At 37.4% G+C, this 13,746-nt stretch carries 13 protein-coding genes; 9 read left to right on the top strand and 4 right to left on the bottom strand.

The window, feature by feature from the left end:
- Positions 1-3: 3 nt before the first annotated feature.
- Positions 4-1,896, bottom strand: a complete 1,893-nt coding sequence (dnaK, locus tag ACFIMI_RS00780) for a molecular chaperone DnaK (protein WP_273790233.1) — start codon at positions 1,894-1,896, stop codon at positions 4-6.
- Positions 1,897-2,855: 959 nt separating this feature from the next.
- Here dnaK and ACFIMI_RS00775 point away from each other — a divergent pair.
- Positions 2,856-3,410, top strand: a complete 555-nt coding sequence (locus tag ACFIMI_RS00775) for a copper chaperone PCu(A)C (protein WP_375611390.1) — start codon at positions 2,856-2,858, stop codon at positions 3,408-3,410.
- A 110-nt stretch (positions 3,411-3,520) separates the two neighbouring features.
- Here ACFIMI_RS00775 and lysM read toward each other — a convergent pair whose 3' ends face one another.
- Positions 3,521-3,976 (bottom strand): peptidoglycan-binding protein LysM, encoded by a 456-nt coding sequence (gene lysM, locus ACFIMI_RS00770; protein WP_375611389.1) that lies wholly within the window; start codon positions 3,974-3,976, stop codon positions 3,521-3,523.
- A 386-nt stretch (positions 3,977-4,362) separates the two neighbouring features.
- Here lysM and ACFIMI_RS00765 point away from each other — a divergent pair, with 386 nt between their 5' ends.
- From ACFIMI_RS00765 to thpR, 6 genes are all read left to right on the top strand, one after another.
- Positions 4,363-5,085 carry a response regulator transcription factor gene (locus ACFIMI_RS00765; protein ID WP_005774392.1) on the top strand — a complete coding sequence of 241 codons (723 nt, stop codon included), beginning with the start codon at positions 4,363-4,365 and terminating at the stop codon, positions 5,083-5,085.
- A gap of 39 nt (positions 5,086-5,124) precedes the next feature.
- Positions 5,125-6,909 carry a stimulus-sensing domain-containing protein gene (locus ACFIMI_RS00760; protein WP_375611388.1) on the top strand — a complete coding sequence of 595 codons (1,785 nt, stop codon included), beginning with the start codon at positions 5,125-5,127 and terminating at the stop codon, positions 6,907-6,909.
- A gap of 23 nt (positions 6,910-6,932) precedes the next feature.
- Complete coding sequence (locus tag ACFIMI_RS00755; RefSeq protein ID WP_375612806.1) at positions 6,933-7,397, top strand: HPr kinase/phosphatase C-terminal domain-containing protein; 465 nt, start codon at positions 6,933-6,935, stop codon at positions 7,395-7,397.
- A 136-nt stretch (positions 7,398-7,533) separates the two neighbouring features.
- Positions 7,534-7,932 (top strand): PTS sugar transporter subunit IIA, encoded by a 399-nt coding sequence (locus ACFIMI_RS00750; RefSeq protein WP_375611386.1) that lies wholly within the window; start codon positions 7,534-7,536, stop codon positions 7,930-7,932.
- 17 nt (positions 7,933-7,949) lie between these two features.
- Positions 7,950-8,243, top strand: coding sequence for an HPr family phosphocarrier protein (locus ACFIMI_RS00745; protein ID WP_012754483.1), 294 nt, complete (start codon positions 7,950-7,952; stop codon positions 8,241-8,243).
- Positions 8,244-8,868: 625 nt separating this feature from the next.
- Positions 8,869-9,408, top strand: coding sequence for an RNA 2',3'-cyclic phosphodiesterase (thpR, locus tag ACFIMI_RS00740; RefSeq protein WP_375611385.1), 540 nt, complete (start codon positions 8,869-8,871; stop codon positions 9,406-9,408).
- A gap of 106 nt (positions 9,409-9,514) precedes the next feature.
- On the opposite strand, the gene grpE is transcribed toward thpR, so the two are convergent.
- Positions 9,515-10,177, bottom strand: coding sequence for a nucleotide exchange factor GrpE (gene grpE, locus ACFIMI_RS00735; protein WP_375611384.1), 663 nt, complete (start codon positions 10,175-10,177; stop codon positions 9,515-9,517).
- A gap of 124 nt (positions 10,178-10,301) precedes the next feature.
- Positions 10,302-11,372, bottom strand: coding sequence for a heat-inducible transcriptional repressor HrcA (hrcA, locus tag ACFIMI_RS00730; protein WP_273790224.1), 1,071 nt, complete (start codon positions 11,370-11,372; stop codon positions 10,302-10,304).
- A gap of 512 nt (positions 11,373-11,884) precedes the next feature.
- On the opposite strand from hrcA, the gene rdgB reads away from it, so the two are divergent.
- Together rdgB and hemW are read left to right on the top strand one after the other, a co-directional pair.
- On the top strand, positions 11,885-12,532 hold the full coding sequence (gene rdgB, locus ACFIMI_RS00725) for an RdgB/HAM1 family non-canonical purine NTP pyrophosphatase (protein WP_375675462.1): 648 nt from the start codon (positions 11,885-11,887) through the stop codon (positions 12,530-12,532).
- The gene (gene hemW, locus ACFIMI_RS00720) at positions 12,529-13,728 is read left to right on the top strand and encodes a radical SAM family heme chaperone HemW (protein ID WP_375675464.1); all 1,200 of its coding nucleotides are present in this window, start codon (positions 12,529-12,531) and stop codon (positions 13,726-13,728) included. Before rdgB ends, hemW begins: the two co-directional genes overlap by 4 nt.
- The last annotated feature ends 18 nt before the right edge of the window (positions 13,729-13,746 follow it).

Genomic DNA, 13,746 nt, shown 5'->3' with positions numbered 1-13,746 from the left:
ACACTATTTCTTCTTATCATTAACTTCTTCAAAATCAGCATCAACAACATCATCATTCTTTGCCTCTGTTTCAGTGTCAGCGCTCGCTGCTTGTGAGGCTTCGTACATAGCCTGTCCAAGTTTCATACTGACTTCTGCTAATTTTTGCATCTTTGTTGTTACTTCTTCCGTATCACTGCCTTCAAGCGCAGATTTCAAATCAGATATTGCTGTTTCAATCTGTCCCTTTTCTTCAGCTGATACTTTATCGCCATATTCATTGAGCGACTTTTCAGTTGAATGAATAAGAGCCTCCGCTTGATTTCTAGCTTCAACACCTTCACGGCGTTTTTTATCCTCAGCCGCGTGCTCTTCTGCATCCTTTACCATTTTTTCAATATCAGCATCACTTAAACCACCTGATGCCTGAATACGAATTTGATGCTCTTTACCTGTTCCCTTATCTTTGGCCGAAACATTAACAATACCATTCGCATCAATATCAAAAGTAACTTCAATTTGAGGTATACCACGTGGGGCTGGAGGAATACCAACAAGATCAAATTGAGCCAATAACTTATTATCACTTGCCATTTCCCGTTCACCTTGGAAAACACGAATCGTCACAGCACTCTGGTTATCATCAGCTGTCGAAAAAACTTGCGATTTTTTCGTCGGGATAGTGGTATTGCGCTCAATAAGGCGTGTGAAAACCCCACCCAAGGTTTCAATACCCAAAGATAAAGGTGTTACATCTAGCAACAACACATCTTTGACATCGCCTTGCAATACACCTCCTTGGATGGCAGCACCCATTGCGACCACTTCATCAGGATTAACGCCTTTGTGTGGATCCTTACCAAAGAAGCTCTGCACAACTTGCTGAATCTTGGGCATACGTGTCATTCCACCCACTAAAACAACTTCGTCAATCTCACCGGCCTTTAATCCAGCATCTTTCAACGCAGCTTTACAAGGTTCAATGGTACGCTGCACTAAATCGTCAACGAGAGATTCAAATTTTGCCCGAGTCAATTTCATTGTTAAGTGCTTGGGACCTGATTGATCTGCCGTGATAAATGGTAAATTGATTTCTGTTTGCTGTGACGAAGAAAGCTCAATTTTTGCTTTTTCTGCCGCTTCTTTTAAGCGCTGTAAAGCGAGTTTATCATTTTTCAGATCAATTCCTTGTTCTTTTTTGAATTCATCGGCAAAATAACCGACCAAGCGCATGTCAAAGTCTTCACCCCCTAAAAACGTATCCCCATTGGTTGACTTAACTTCAAAAACGCCATCTCCAATTTCAAGGACTGAAATATCAAATGTACCACCACCAAGGTCGTAAACAGCAATTGTTTTTCCGTCCTTTTTGTCCAAACCATAAGCTAAAGCAGCAGCAGTTGGCTCATTAATAATCCGTAAAACTTCAAGTCCAGCAATTTTACCTGCGTCTTTCGTGGCTTGACGTTGCGCATCATTAAAATAAGCAGGAACCGTAATAACGGCTTGTTCAACTTTTTCACCAAGATAAGATTCTGCTGTTTCCTTCATCTTTTGCAAAATCATAGCTGAAATTTGTGACGGAGAATATTTCTTTCCCGCCTCTTCAACCCATGCATCACCATTGTCACCTTTAACAATTTTATAAGGAACAAGCGCTTTATCTTTTTCAACCATAGGGTCATCAAAACGGCGCCCTATCAAACGTTTAACTGCAAAAACTGTCCCTTCAGGATTTGTCACCGCCTGCCGTTTAGCAGGCTGCCCAACAAGCCGCTCCCCCCCATCAGTAAAGGCAACAACGGAAGGTGTTGTTCGCGCTCCTTCTGAGTTTTCAATAACTTTTGCGTTTTTGCCATCCATAACAGCCACACAAGAGTTCGTTGTCCCCAAATCAATACCAATTACTTTTGCCATATTATAATCTCCATTCAGCAAGCTACCTCAACCTTCATAAAGCATCTTTTTAAGATAGCTCCTCATAACACCTAAAGCCCGTATATTGCTTCAAGCAATATAAATAATAATAAACTGCAAGTCGCAACAAGCCTTGCTGCCTCGTATATAAGAACAGGCTTTTATTGCTACAAGAGAATAATGAGAGAAACATCTCCAAAATAAAAAATTTATTTTAAAATAGGCACTCTAATGACCCATAAATACCATATTTATGAGAGACTTGAGAGCATAATATATTTTTCTTGCAATTCTCAAAAAATATATCTTTCTATAAAAATTAAAAAATAAAAGAATGATTGCACTCTCGCTCTTGATCTTCTCATCATTGATAAAATCATACTCACGTAAAAGCTTTTTAAAAGGCGAATAATTTATATCACAAATATTATAAATTTTCCTTGGACTAAAATAGTCATCATATCTAATGCTCATATCAGTAAAGGTATTATCTATCGATCTCCTTTCAAAAATTCTCCTTCTAACGGTCTCATTGTTTGCGGCTATTTGAAATCTGTGCTTTAAATTCATCTAAAGCGTTTTTTCTTAACTGTATAATTTTGAACTTTGAAAATATATAAAAATACCTCTGTATAAACGCTTTAAAATGCCAAGAGCTGTCATAATATTAAAATTGGTAAAGTAGTTGATGATTGTTCTGTATTATATCTTCATTAAGTAAAATAGTAGTGCATCATAGATTTTATACCATTTGCAAATACTATTTATGAGATGAACACGGAAGCGTTAAGAGGTGTGTTGTCATTGTAAATCTTACTGTCTTCTTTTAAATTTCAAGAATTCTATGATTTTTATATTCAAATCAATTTCATTTTAGCATTTCTTTCTTTTATTTTAAATAAAAGCTCTGCTAAAATAAAAATATTCAAAGTGTGAATCTTATGAAGGAGGGTAAATCAATGATGACATCTATTATTAAAAAAATAACAAATCTCATCTTTAAGAATATAATACATACACAATATCCATACAAAAAGGTTATCATAAATATCGTGTGTGCTCTTCTCTTTGCTGGTATAACCTTGCCAGCAGGTGCTCAGCAATATAAACTTGGCGACATAGAAATTCTCAATCCTTGGACACGCGAAACACCTAGAGGTATAAGAGTTGGTAGCGGTTATCTCTACATTATTAATCACAGTAATACCCCAGACCGTTTGGTTTCTATTTCCACAAACGGAGTAAAAACAACAGAGATACACTCTATGGCTGTCGTTAATGATATTATGAAAATGGAAAAAATGCACAATGGCATTGAAATTCCGGGAAATGGCGAAATCACGCTTAAGCCTGGCGGTGATCATATTATGTTCATGGGGCTTTCACAACCATTTAAGTTAGGTGATAAAATTAGCGCAAAATTAACATTTGAGAAAGCAGGAACCATTGATGTTGATTTCTCTGTAAACGCTATGAAAGTACCATCACCTTCTAAATCCTCTCCTGTTCACTAAGCTCCTTTTATTATAAATACACACTTTATAAAATGAAGAAGCGTGAAATTTTTTACGCTTCTTTATTTTTTGTTTAATGCCATCAGTAAAAAATTATCCCCTTTGATGAATTAACTATGGTCAATTTCAGGAATACGTAAAACTTGTCCAGGATAAATTTTATCGGGAGATTTTAGCATTGGCTTATTGGCTTCAAAAATAAATGTGTTTTTATTACCTTGCCCTTTTCCATAAACCTCTTCAGCAATTTTCCAAAGATTATCACCAGATTTAACCTCATAAAAGCGAGAAGTTTTTCTAGGCGTTGTATCTATAACCTTTAATTGATTAACATCTACAGAAGAGATACCTTGTGAATTGCCAACAACCAGCAGTGCTTTTTCAAGTGTTTCCCTATCTGGAACTTCACCGCTTAAAATAGCTTTACCGTCTTCAACTTGAATATTGACTTTTTCTGTACCGAGTTGAAAATGATCAAATGCTCTCTTAAAATCCTTTTCTTTTGGTTCATGGTCCCCAATACCTAACTTTTCCCCTACGGTTTTAATAAAATTAAAAAATCCCATTACGACCTCCTTTCGTGTAGCAGAAACAAATTTTTGTGCATATATTGCCACATTCTTTTCTTTGCTCTTAAAACACATAGGCAGATTTTCTAAACTTCAACAATCAAAACTACATCTGTTCAATTATGAGACAAATACAATAATAAACTTTGTAATAAACCTTGATAAAAAAAGCCTTTATGAAAATTTTCTCTCAAATGAAGGGATCTTAATAGACGTAGAAACATTATAAATTATGAAAGCAAAACAAGATTTTACAGTAATGACAAAAGGTTTTTTACTTTGCTACAATTTGTATCATATTTGTTTTGCAAAAAAAATATGAACTCCCATATAAATAAGTGTGGGTAATTTGCTACCACAGCAATAGAAAGGTCTAAGAAACCATGAAAGATACACCAACAATCACGCAAACGATTGTACTTGTTGATGATGATCGCAATATTTTGACATCTTTATCTTTTGCGCTTGAGACAGAAGGATATCGGGTTGAAAGCTATACAGATGGAGCATCTGCACTCAAGGGTCTCACACTTCACCCTCCACACTTAGCTATTTTTGATATTAAAATGCCCCGAATGGATGGGATGGAACTTTTGCGTCGTTTGCGTCAAAAATCTGATCTTCCAGTTATTTTTCTTACCTCTAAAGATGATGAAATTGATGAATTATTTGGTCTCAAAATGGGAGCTGATGATTTTATTACTAAACCTTTCTCCCAACGTCTTCTTATTGAACGCGTGAAAGCTATTTTACGCCGTTCTAATGCACGTAACCAACCGCTTTCTACAGGAACTTCTTCCACCTCTTCTCTCAAACGCGGAGATCTTGTGATGGATCAAGAACGCCACACCTGTACATGGAAAGATAAACCTGTTATTTTAACCGTTACGGAATTTTTGATTCTGCAAACCTTAGCACAAAGACCAGGAGTTGTAAAAAGTCGTGATGCTTTAATGGATGCTGCTTATAGTGATCAAGTCTACGTAGATGATCGCACCATTGATAGTCACATTAAACGTCTGCGTAAAAAGTTTAAACAAGTGGATGATGATTTTGCAATGATTGAAACACTTTATGGTGTAGGTTATCGTTTCCACGAGGTATAAAACTACTTTGTCGCAAAAATTTGAATGGCAATCAAATCGATGACAGACAATTCTCAACTGGAAACTTTACAAAAAACAACCGTTAATGGTACATCCTCAACGCCATTTCTTATGTTCGCTCGTTTGCATCTTCGAACACAACGTCTCTTTAGACAATTGCTTTTTTCCAGCCTCACACGTCGCATTGTTATATTAAACATTGCTGCTCTTGCCGTTTTAGTTACAGGCATTTTATACCTTAACCAATTTCGCGATGGTTTAATTGAAGCAAAAATCAAAAGTTTATGTACCCAAGGAAAAATTATTGCTGGGGCTATTGCTGCTTCTGCAACAGTAGATACAAATTCTATCCTCATTGACCCTCAAAAACTCTTAGAGTTACAGACTGGTGAAAGCGTTACACCCGCTCCTCAATCAACCGATTCTTGGGATTTTCCTATTAACCCTGAGCAAGTTGCCCCTCTTTTACGGCGTCTTATTACACCTAAAACGACAAGAGCACGTATCTATGATCGTGATGCTACTCTCCTTCTTGATTCGCGCGTTCTTTATTCTAGTGGAGAAGTTTTTAGTTATGATTTACCCCCACTTAAAACAGAACAAAACATGTGGGATCGCCTTACTTCATGGTATTCAAGCGCATTTTATGGCAAAGGTATTGCTCTTGACAGAGAACAAACAAAAACCAGTGGTATTGCTTATCCAGAAGTGTACCGCGCATTAAACGGATCTCTTGCTACGGCTAAAAGACGCAACAGACAAGGGCAATTAATTGTTTCTGTTGCCGTTCCTGTTCAACGCTATCGCGCAGTGGTTGGAGCTCTTCTTCTTTCAACCACTGGTTCCGATATTGATAACATTGTAAAAGGCGAAAGACTGGTTATCTTTAAAGTTTTTGCCGTTGTAGGTAGCGTACTTTTGGTTCTTTCTCTCTTTTTGGCCCATACGATTGCCCATCCATTAAGTAAATTATCTGCCTCGGCTAATCGAGTGCGTAATGGTAATAATCAGCGTGTAGAAATTCCTGATTTTTCAATGCGTGAAGATGAAATTGGTCACCTTTCAACTTCTATTCGTGATATGACCAATGCCCTTTATATGCGTATTGAAGCCATTGAACGCTTTGCTGCTGATGTAAGCCACGAATTAAAAAATCCTCTCACCTCTCTACGCAGTGCTGTTGAAACGCTCCCTCTGGCTAAAAATGAAGAAGCACAAGAAAAATTGCTGGAAATTATTCAACATGATGTGCGCCGCCTTGATCGGTTGATTACAGATATTTCTGATGCATCGCGACTCGATGCAGAGCTTGCACGAGAAACCGCAGAGATTGTTGATATGACACCGCTTTTGGAAAGTCTTGTTCATGCTGTTCAGGAAGTGTATCGTAATACGCAAACTATTGATATAAGCCTTAATATTGTCCCACGTCCTCATGGAAAAGCTTATCTTGTATTGGGACATGAACTTCGTTTAGGACAAGTGATTTCAAATCTTCTTGAAAATGCGCGTTCTTTTATTCCTCGGAATCGTGGCAAAATTTGCATTACTATGAAAAGTCATGCTTCAACCCTTATTTTAACCATTGAAGATAATGGCCCAGGTATTCGTTCAGAAAATATTGAACGCATTTTTGAACGTTTTTATACAGATCGACCAAATGAAGATGCTTTTGGACAAAACTCTGGACTTGGCCTTTCTATTAGTCGGCAAATCATCGAGGCTCATAATGGGACAATTACAGCCGAAAATATTATCGATCCTACACTTGGGAAGTGTAAAACTGGTGCACGTTTTACTATTATGCTTCCGCTTGCTAAATAAATCTTTTATCCAAAGTAAAAGGCATGAAAACAAAATGTGAAATACTCCACGCAAATTGCCTTCAACTGGGCGGCAAGGGGCTGTTAATTATAGGTCCATCGGGATCAGGAAAATCAACCATCACCCTTTCTTTGCTTGACCGCGCTGAGTGGTCAAAACGTGAAGCGAAGCTTATCAGTGATGATTATACAATGTTGCGTGCGGAAAATGGAAAGCTTCACGGATACACTCCCGATAATTTAGAGGGCGGCATCGAGATTCGTGGCGTTGGTCTTTATATGATAGAATTCAAAAAGCACACAACTATCGATTGTGTTATTTTTCTCGGTCCGGAATATGAACGTTTTTCCACAAATAAAACTTTTCAATTTGAAAATTTGCACATTCCTCTTTTAAAACTTCCCTCTCTTCGTGAAGCCGATTGTACAGCCATTTGTCAAGCTATTGAAGCATTTTTGTTTAGAAAAATATGGCAAAAATCTGTCTAATTTTTTTCTAAAGATAAAAAAATCACAATTTTTGCCTTTTTTTTGCAAATTTTTCTTGGCAGCAAGATAAAGCCTTGTACAATGTCTTTCCCACCAACTATGGTTGGGTCTTATTAGTTAACAGGAGTTTGCGTAAATGATTGGACTCGTGCTTGTAACGCACGGTGAGCTGGCTGTCGAATTTTTACATGCCGTGGAACATGTTGTTGGAGTACAAGAAAAGTTCGCAACAATATGCGTTTATCCCGATGACGATATAGATCAGCGCCGAGGTGATATTATAGCCGCAGTAACCGATACAGATACGGATCATGGCGTCATCATATTAACAGATGTGTTCGGTGGAACACCATCAAATATAGCTATTCCTGCTATTGAAAAAGGACGCGTTGAAATGATTGCGGGTGTTAATTTGCCCATGCTTATTAAACTAATTTCTATTCGCAAATGTCCTGATATTTCATTATCAGACGCGTTAAGAATAGCACAAGAAGCAGGGCGTAAATATATTAATGTACCAAGTATGATTTTATAGCGGATAATAAAATACCAATGTTTTCCAAAGATACCCTCCCATGTATAAGTCGTCATTTCAATATCTGTAATAAACGTGGGTTGCATGCACGTGCTTCTGCAAAATTTGTACAAACTGTTGACAATTTTAATGTTACTGTTGAAGTTGAAAAGGACGGGAAAATTGTTGGCGGATCATCAATTATGGGACTTATGATGCTAGCGGCTTCATCCGGTTGCAACCTCACCATTCGTGTTTCAGGACCAGAAGCAACAGATGCTCTTAATGCTCTTGAAAAGCTCATCAATAACAACTTTGGAGAGGAAAACTAGTGCTTTTTCATCATAAACAAAGATGATAATTCTTAGAAAATAGGAACTTTCGATCATTATTTTGAATTTTAATTTCTCTTCCCGCTTTTATACCAATATTCATATCCATTATAGATTGGCATAATTATCATAAATGTAAAAGCTTATAGTAATTTTGTTATGCTCGATTTTTTTCTTCCTTTCCTAACATTATTTGACCAATTTGAATAGTTTTGGTATTATGGCTATTCCCCGACTTAATCATATAATTAAATTTTTACAGAAAAGAGAACTCTTCACCTTGTATTAAAGTATGCTTTATTTTAGGCTAAAGATAAATGTCAAAATAATTTCGCACATCAAAAATCTATCAACTTTTCTTATTTTCTGCTAACTTTGTAGCCTTTATAATACACAAGTAATCTTCCATTGCACATCATTGTGATACAGATCCTGAAAACGCAATTCTTATCAATATCATAACCATTTTCTTAAAACGAATAAGCTTTGTACGACCATAATTATAGTAAGCATTTTTTAGACATTCTTTTTCTATACTATTGCCTTGTTTTCTGTGGTACGTGCCCCGCCCTTATTATCTATATTGCGCTTGGGATAGCATCTTTCATTATAAGGAGATAATATCATGGGTCGTCTATTTAGTGCTCTTCAGATTCCTCAACAAACGACAAAAGCCCTCGTATCATTGCAAAATGGCTTACCAAAAGCGCAATGGATCAACCCGCAAAATTTTCATGTCACCTTATCTTTTTTTGGCGAAGTTGAAAGCTCCTTAGCAGATGAAATTATGCATACCTTTAACACTATAGAACTTCCTTCTTTTACGCTACAGATAAAAGGTTTTGAAGTTTTTGGTTCAGAAAATGCTCCTCATTCTCTTGTGGTTCGCATTGAACCTTGTGAAAAGCTTACTCTTTTACATGAAAAGATGCAATATATTCGGAATAAATTAGAGTTAAAGCCTGATGAAAGACTGTTTATTCCGCATATCACTCTTGCACGAATATTTGATATTAATCTTAAAGATCTTTCTTCTTATCTATCTTTTCAAGATGATTTTTTTGTCCCTCCTTTTGAAGTTGATCATTTTGTTTTATTGTTATCGGCCTCTCCCTTAAATAAGGCTCCCTATATTGTAAAAGGAAGTTGGGCGCTTCAAAGATAAAAGGGTGTTTATAACACCCTTTAAAAACCCTTTAAGAAAAGACTTCATATATGTGTAATTGCAGGGAATACTGCATTTTATGTTGGAGATTTATTATTGATGTGTTTTAAGCCGAATCAGCTTCAACAGAAGCTTCTTTTGCTCCTCCTTTAGCTACACCCACTATAGCTGGACGTAGTACCCTTTCCCCGATAATATAACCTGCCTGAACCACTTGTTGAACAGTATTATCTGGAACATCAGCATTGGGAATTTCAAACATCGCTTGATGAAAGTGAGGATCAAATTTTTGCCCCTCTGGATGAATTTTTTGCACCCCATGACGTTCTAATGCTGCCATCATGGCACGTTCAGTCATTTCAACGCCTTCTGCCAATGATTTCAAACCAGCATCACTCTCCCGTGCACCTTCTGGAATAGCTTCCAAAGCACGATTGAGATTGTCAGAAACCGATAACATATCCCGTGCAAAATTAGCAATGGAATAAGCTCTTGCATCCGCCACATCTCGCATAGTACGGCGTCGAAGATTTTCCATATCTGCAACAAGACGTAAAAGCTGATCTTTCAGTTCTTTATTTTCATCCTGCAAAGACGCTAAAAGATCACTAACCTCATTGCTTTCTGTTTCAACGACTTCGTGTTCCTCTGTTTTATGTGTTTTTAAAAATTCATCGGCTGCCTGTTTAAGTGTATTACGATCAGCTGGATTTTTTAAATCACAATTTTCAAATGAAGCGTCAGTAAATTTGTTTTTTTCATCAGACATAAAAATTTTATTCCTTCATAAGATTCGTTATTCTCGATATCGAAATTCTACAGACAAAAATCAAGGGGTAGCAATGTATATAATACAATGAGCTTTTATAGTACAAATACTTACTTGCATCGTTTTAACGCAATAACTGTGACACAAGTTGAGCTGTATAATCAACCATGGGCACGATCCTTGCATAATTAAGCCGTGTAGGACCAATAACACCTAAAGCACCAATGACTCTTTGTTGTGAATCACGATAAGGTGCTACAACTAAAGAAGAACCAGAAAGAGAAAATAACTTATTTTCTGAACCAATAAAAATTCTAACCCCAGAACCTTCATCCGTTAAATCGAGAAGCTGTGCCATACTCTCGCGCGTTTCAAGATCATCAAACAAATGGCGTAACCGTTCTAAATCTTCTTCTGCTTTCACATCTTCAAGTAAATTGCTACGCCCGCGAACAATGAGGTGTATTTTATGATCAGCATCTTCTCCTCCCCAAAGAGCTAATCCCGTTTCAACAAGATGATGTGATAAATCATCAAGTGCGGCCCTTGTTTCTGCACATAAGCGGGCAATTTCCCCTTTAGCTTCACTCAATGTACGCCCTTGAATATGGGCATTGAGAAAATTCGTTGCTTCCGTCAATTGTGCATGGGTAACCCCTTCTGGTAAATGAACAATACGATTTTCAACTTCACCTTGTTGAGTCACCAAAACGGCAAGAGCGTGCTCCCTATCAAGGCGCACAAATTCAATATGTTTCAATGTTCCTTCTTGTTTTGTTGCTAAAACAAGCCCTGCCCCACGTGAAAGATCTGAAAGAACTCGGCTTGCTTGAACAAGAAAATGTTCAACCGATTGTGCATGACCAGCCTCTTTGACTTGCATTTCAATATTTTCTCGCTCTTCGTTTGGCAAATCACCCGCTTCCATAAATGCATCAACAAAAAAGCGTAAACCTGATTGTGTCGGCATTCGACCCGCAGAAACATGTGGTGCATAAATCAAACCGAGATGTTCAAGATCACTCATCACATTGCGAATCGTCGCAGGCGATAATGTCTGTTGTAAAAGCCGCGAAAGATTCCGTGATCCTACAGGTTCACCATCATTAAGATAAGCTTCAACAATATGGCGAAAAATATCACGCGAACGTTCATCAAGATATTTTAGTTCATTATCAATAGTTTTGTGCTTCATCACAATTGTTTCACTACTTTTAAAATCCTCATCTCTTATATAAGTTTTGCCAAGGTTTGGTCAAATAGTCTAAAGTAGTATAAAAACATATTATCCTATTGAGCTGTAAAATGCTACCTTTCAGAGTGATGCTTGATAAATTACGCAGGAAATATTTTTGTTAGAGTGTGTGAGAAATATTTAAGATTAAGAATTGATCTGTAAAGTGGTCTGCTGTAGGGACTTGTCAAGAGAATCTAGATTGATTAAAAACCGCTGTAAATAGAAAATTTCACCCTTTAGAGCAAGCAGAAAATTGGAAGTTTACCATAAAATGCTATCATAAAAAAGACATGTCTTTCCTATCTTTGCAAGGTTATCTTCGTGCAAGATAAAAAATTTTATTGGAATAAAATATCATAAAACGTGTAAAATAATCATATTATGTGAAATTAAGCAGAATGTGTGTGTATGAGCATTTAAACCGTTTTTAGCACAAAAATAATTCCCCTTTCATTTTTGGAGAAATCTATATGAGAAGCATAGCAGATAAAAAACTTGTCATTGCTACACATAACACCGGAAAATTGCATGAAATCACTACTTTAATTACGCCTTTCGGTTTAATAATACAATCGGCAAAAAAACTGGGCTTGCCAGAACCAAAAGAAACGGGAAAAACATTTGAAGAAAATGCTTATATTAAAGCTTTTTCAGCAGCAAAAAAAACAGGACTTCCTGCCCTCTCTGATGATTCAGGCTTAGAGATAGATGCATTGGAGGGTGCGCCAGGCGTTTATACCGCTGATTGGGCAATTCAAGCCGATGGTACACGTAATTTTCCAAAAGCTATGAAAAAAATAGAAAATGAACTCCAAAAAGTCGGAGCACGAGAAAAAAGTCAACGGAAATGCCGTTTTATATCCGTCATTTGCATTGCATGGCCTGATGCTCATGCAGATTACTTCCGTGGATGCGTTGAAGGAACGTTCATTTGGCCTCCACGGGGAGATAAAGGCTTTGGTTTTGATCCTATTTTTTTACCCGATGGATATGAAAATACCTTTGGAGAAATGTCAACAGAGCAAAAACACAACTGGAAACGTAATGATCTTCCCCCTCTTTCACATCGCGCACGTGCTTTCAAACTTTTGGCAGAAAACCTTTTAGCATTCTCATGAATGAACCTTTTGGCATTTACATTCATTGGCCCTTTTGTGTAGCTAAATGTCCTTATTGTGACTTTAATTCGCATGTTCGCATCCATGGTGTTGATCAACCACGTTTTGTCACCGCCTTTAAGCGCGAAATAGAAACGCAATACCACAAAATAGGCCCACGCCATATTACAAGTATTTTTATTGGTGGAGGAACCCCTTCCCTTATGGAGCCGCAAACTGTCGATGCCCTATTGCAAGCACTTGCAAAAAAATGGGTAGTCGATGATAAAGTTGAAATTACATTAGAAGCTAATCCATCCAGTGTGGAAGCAGAGCGCTTTCGTGGATACCGTGCGGCAGGTGTTAATCGCTTATCTCTAGGGATACAAGCGCTCAATGATAAAGTATTGCGCAAACTTGGCCGACTCCATAATGTGGAACAAGCTCTTTGCGCTATTACTTTAGCACGGCAAATTTTTCCACGTTTATCTTTTGATCTCATTTATGCCCGCCCCGAACAAACCCTTGAACAATGGAAATCTGAACTTGTACAAGCAATTGATTTAGCAGCGGACCATCTTTCTCTTTATCAATTGACGATCGAAGAAGGAACCGCCTTTAAACGGCTTCATGATGCAGGAAGACTTATCCTTCCCCCATCAGAGCTAGCAGCAGATCTGTATCATCTTACTCAAGAAATAACGGCACTACATGGACTTCCTGCCTATGAAATCTCAAACCATGCAATGCCCGGTGCCGAATCAGCACACAATCTTCTTTATTGGCGTTATCACCAATATGCAGGCTTTGGTCCAGGAGCACATGGACGTTTCATTGAGCATACACCGAATCATTCCTCTTTCTGTTCAAAAACATTGTCATCACACCTTGAAAACCGCGAACGTTATGTCACAATAAATGAAAAGCATCCCGAACAGTGGCTTAATTTGGTAGAAACAACAGGACATGGCTGTATTGAAACGGAACATTTAACCACTGAACAACAGGCAAATGAAATGCTCCTTATGGGATTACGCCTTTGCGAAGGCTTAGAACTTATACGCTATGAAACCTTAAGCCCTAAACGCATTCCAATGGAAAAACTGATCGATTTACAACACCAAGAATTGATAGAAATGGTGGATAACCAACGCTTAAAAGCAACAACCAAAGGACGTATTGTTCTTGATCACATCATCAGCCAACTCGCAAACTAAAGTTTTTATAACAACATA

The sequence above is a fragment of the Bartonella sp. AP4SXKL genome (assembly GCF_042195845.1).
In the GTDB taxonomy this organism is placed as follows: domain Bacteria; phylum Pseudomonadota; class Alphaproteobacteria; order Rhizobiales; family Rhizobiaceae; genus Bartonella.
This window is presented reverse-complemented; position numbering and strand designations above follow the sequence as displayed.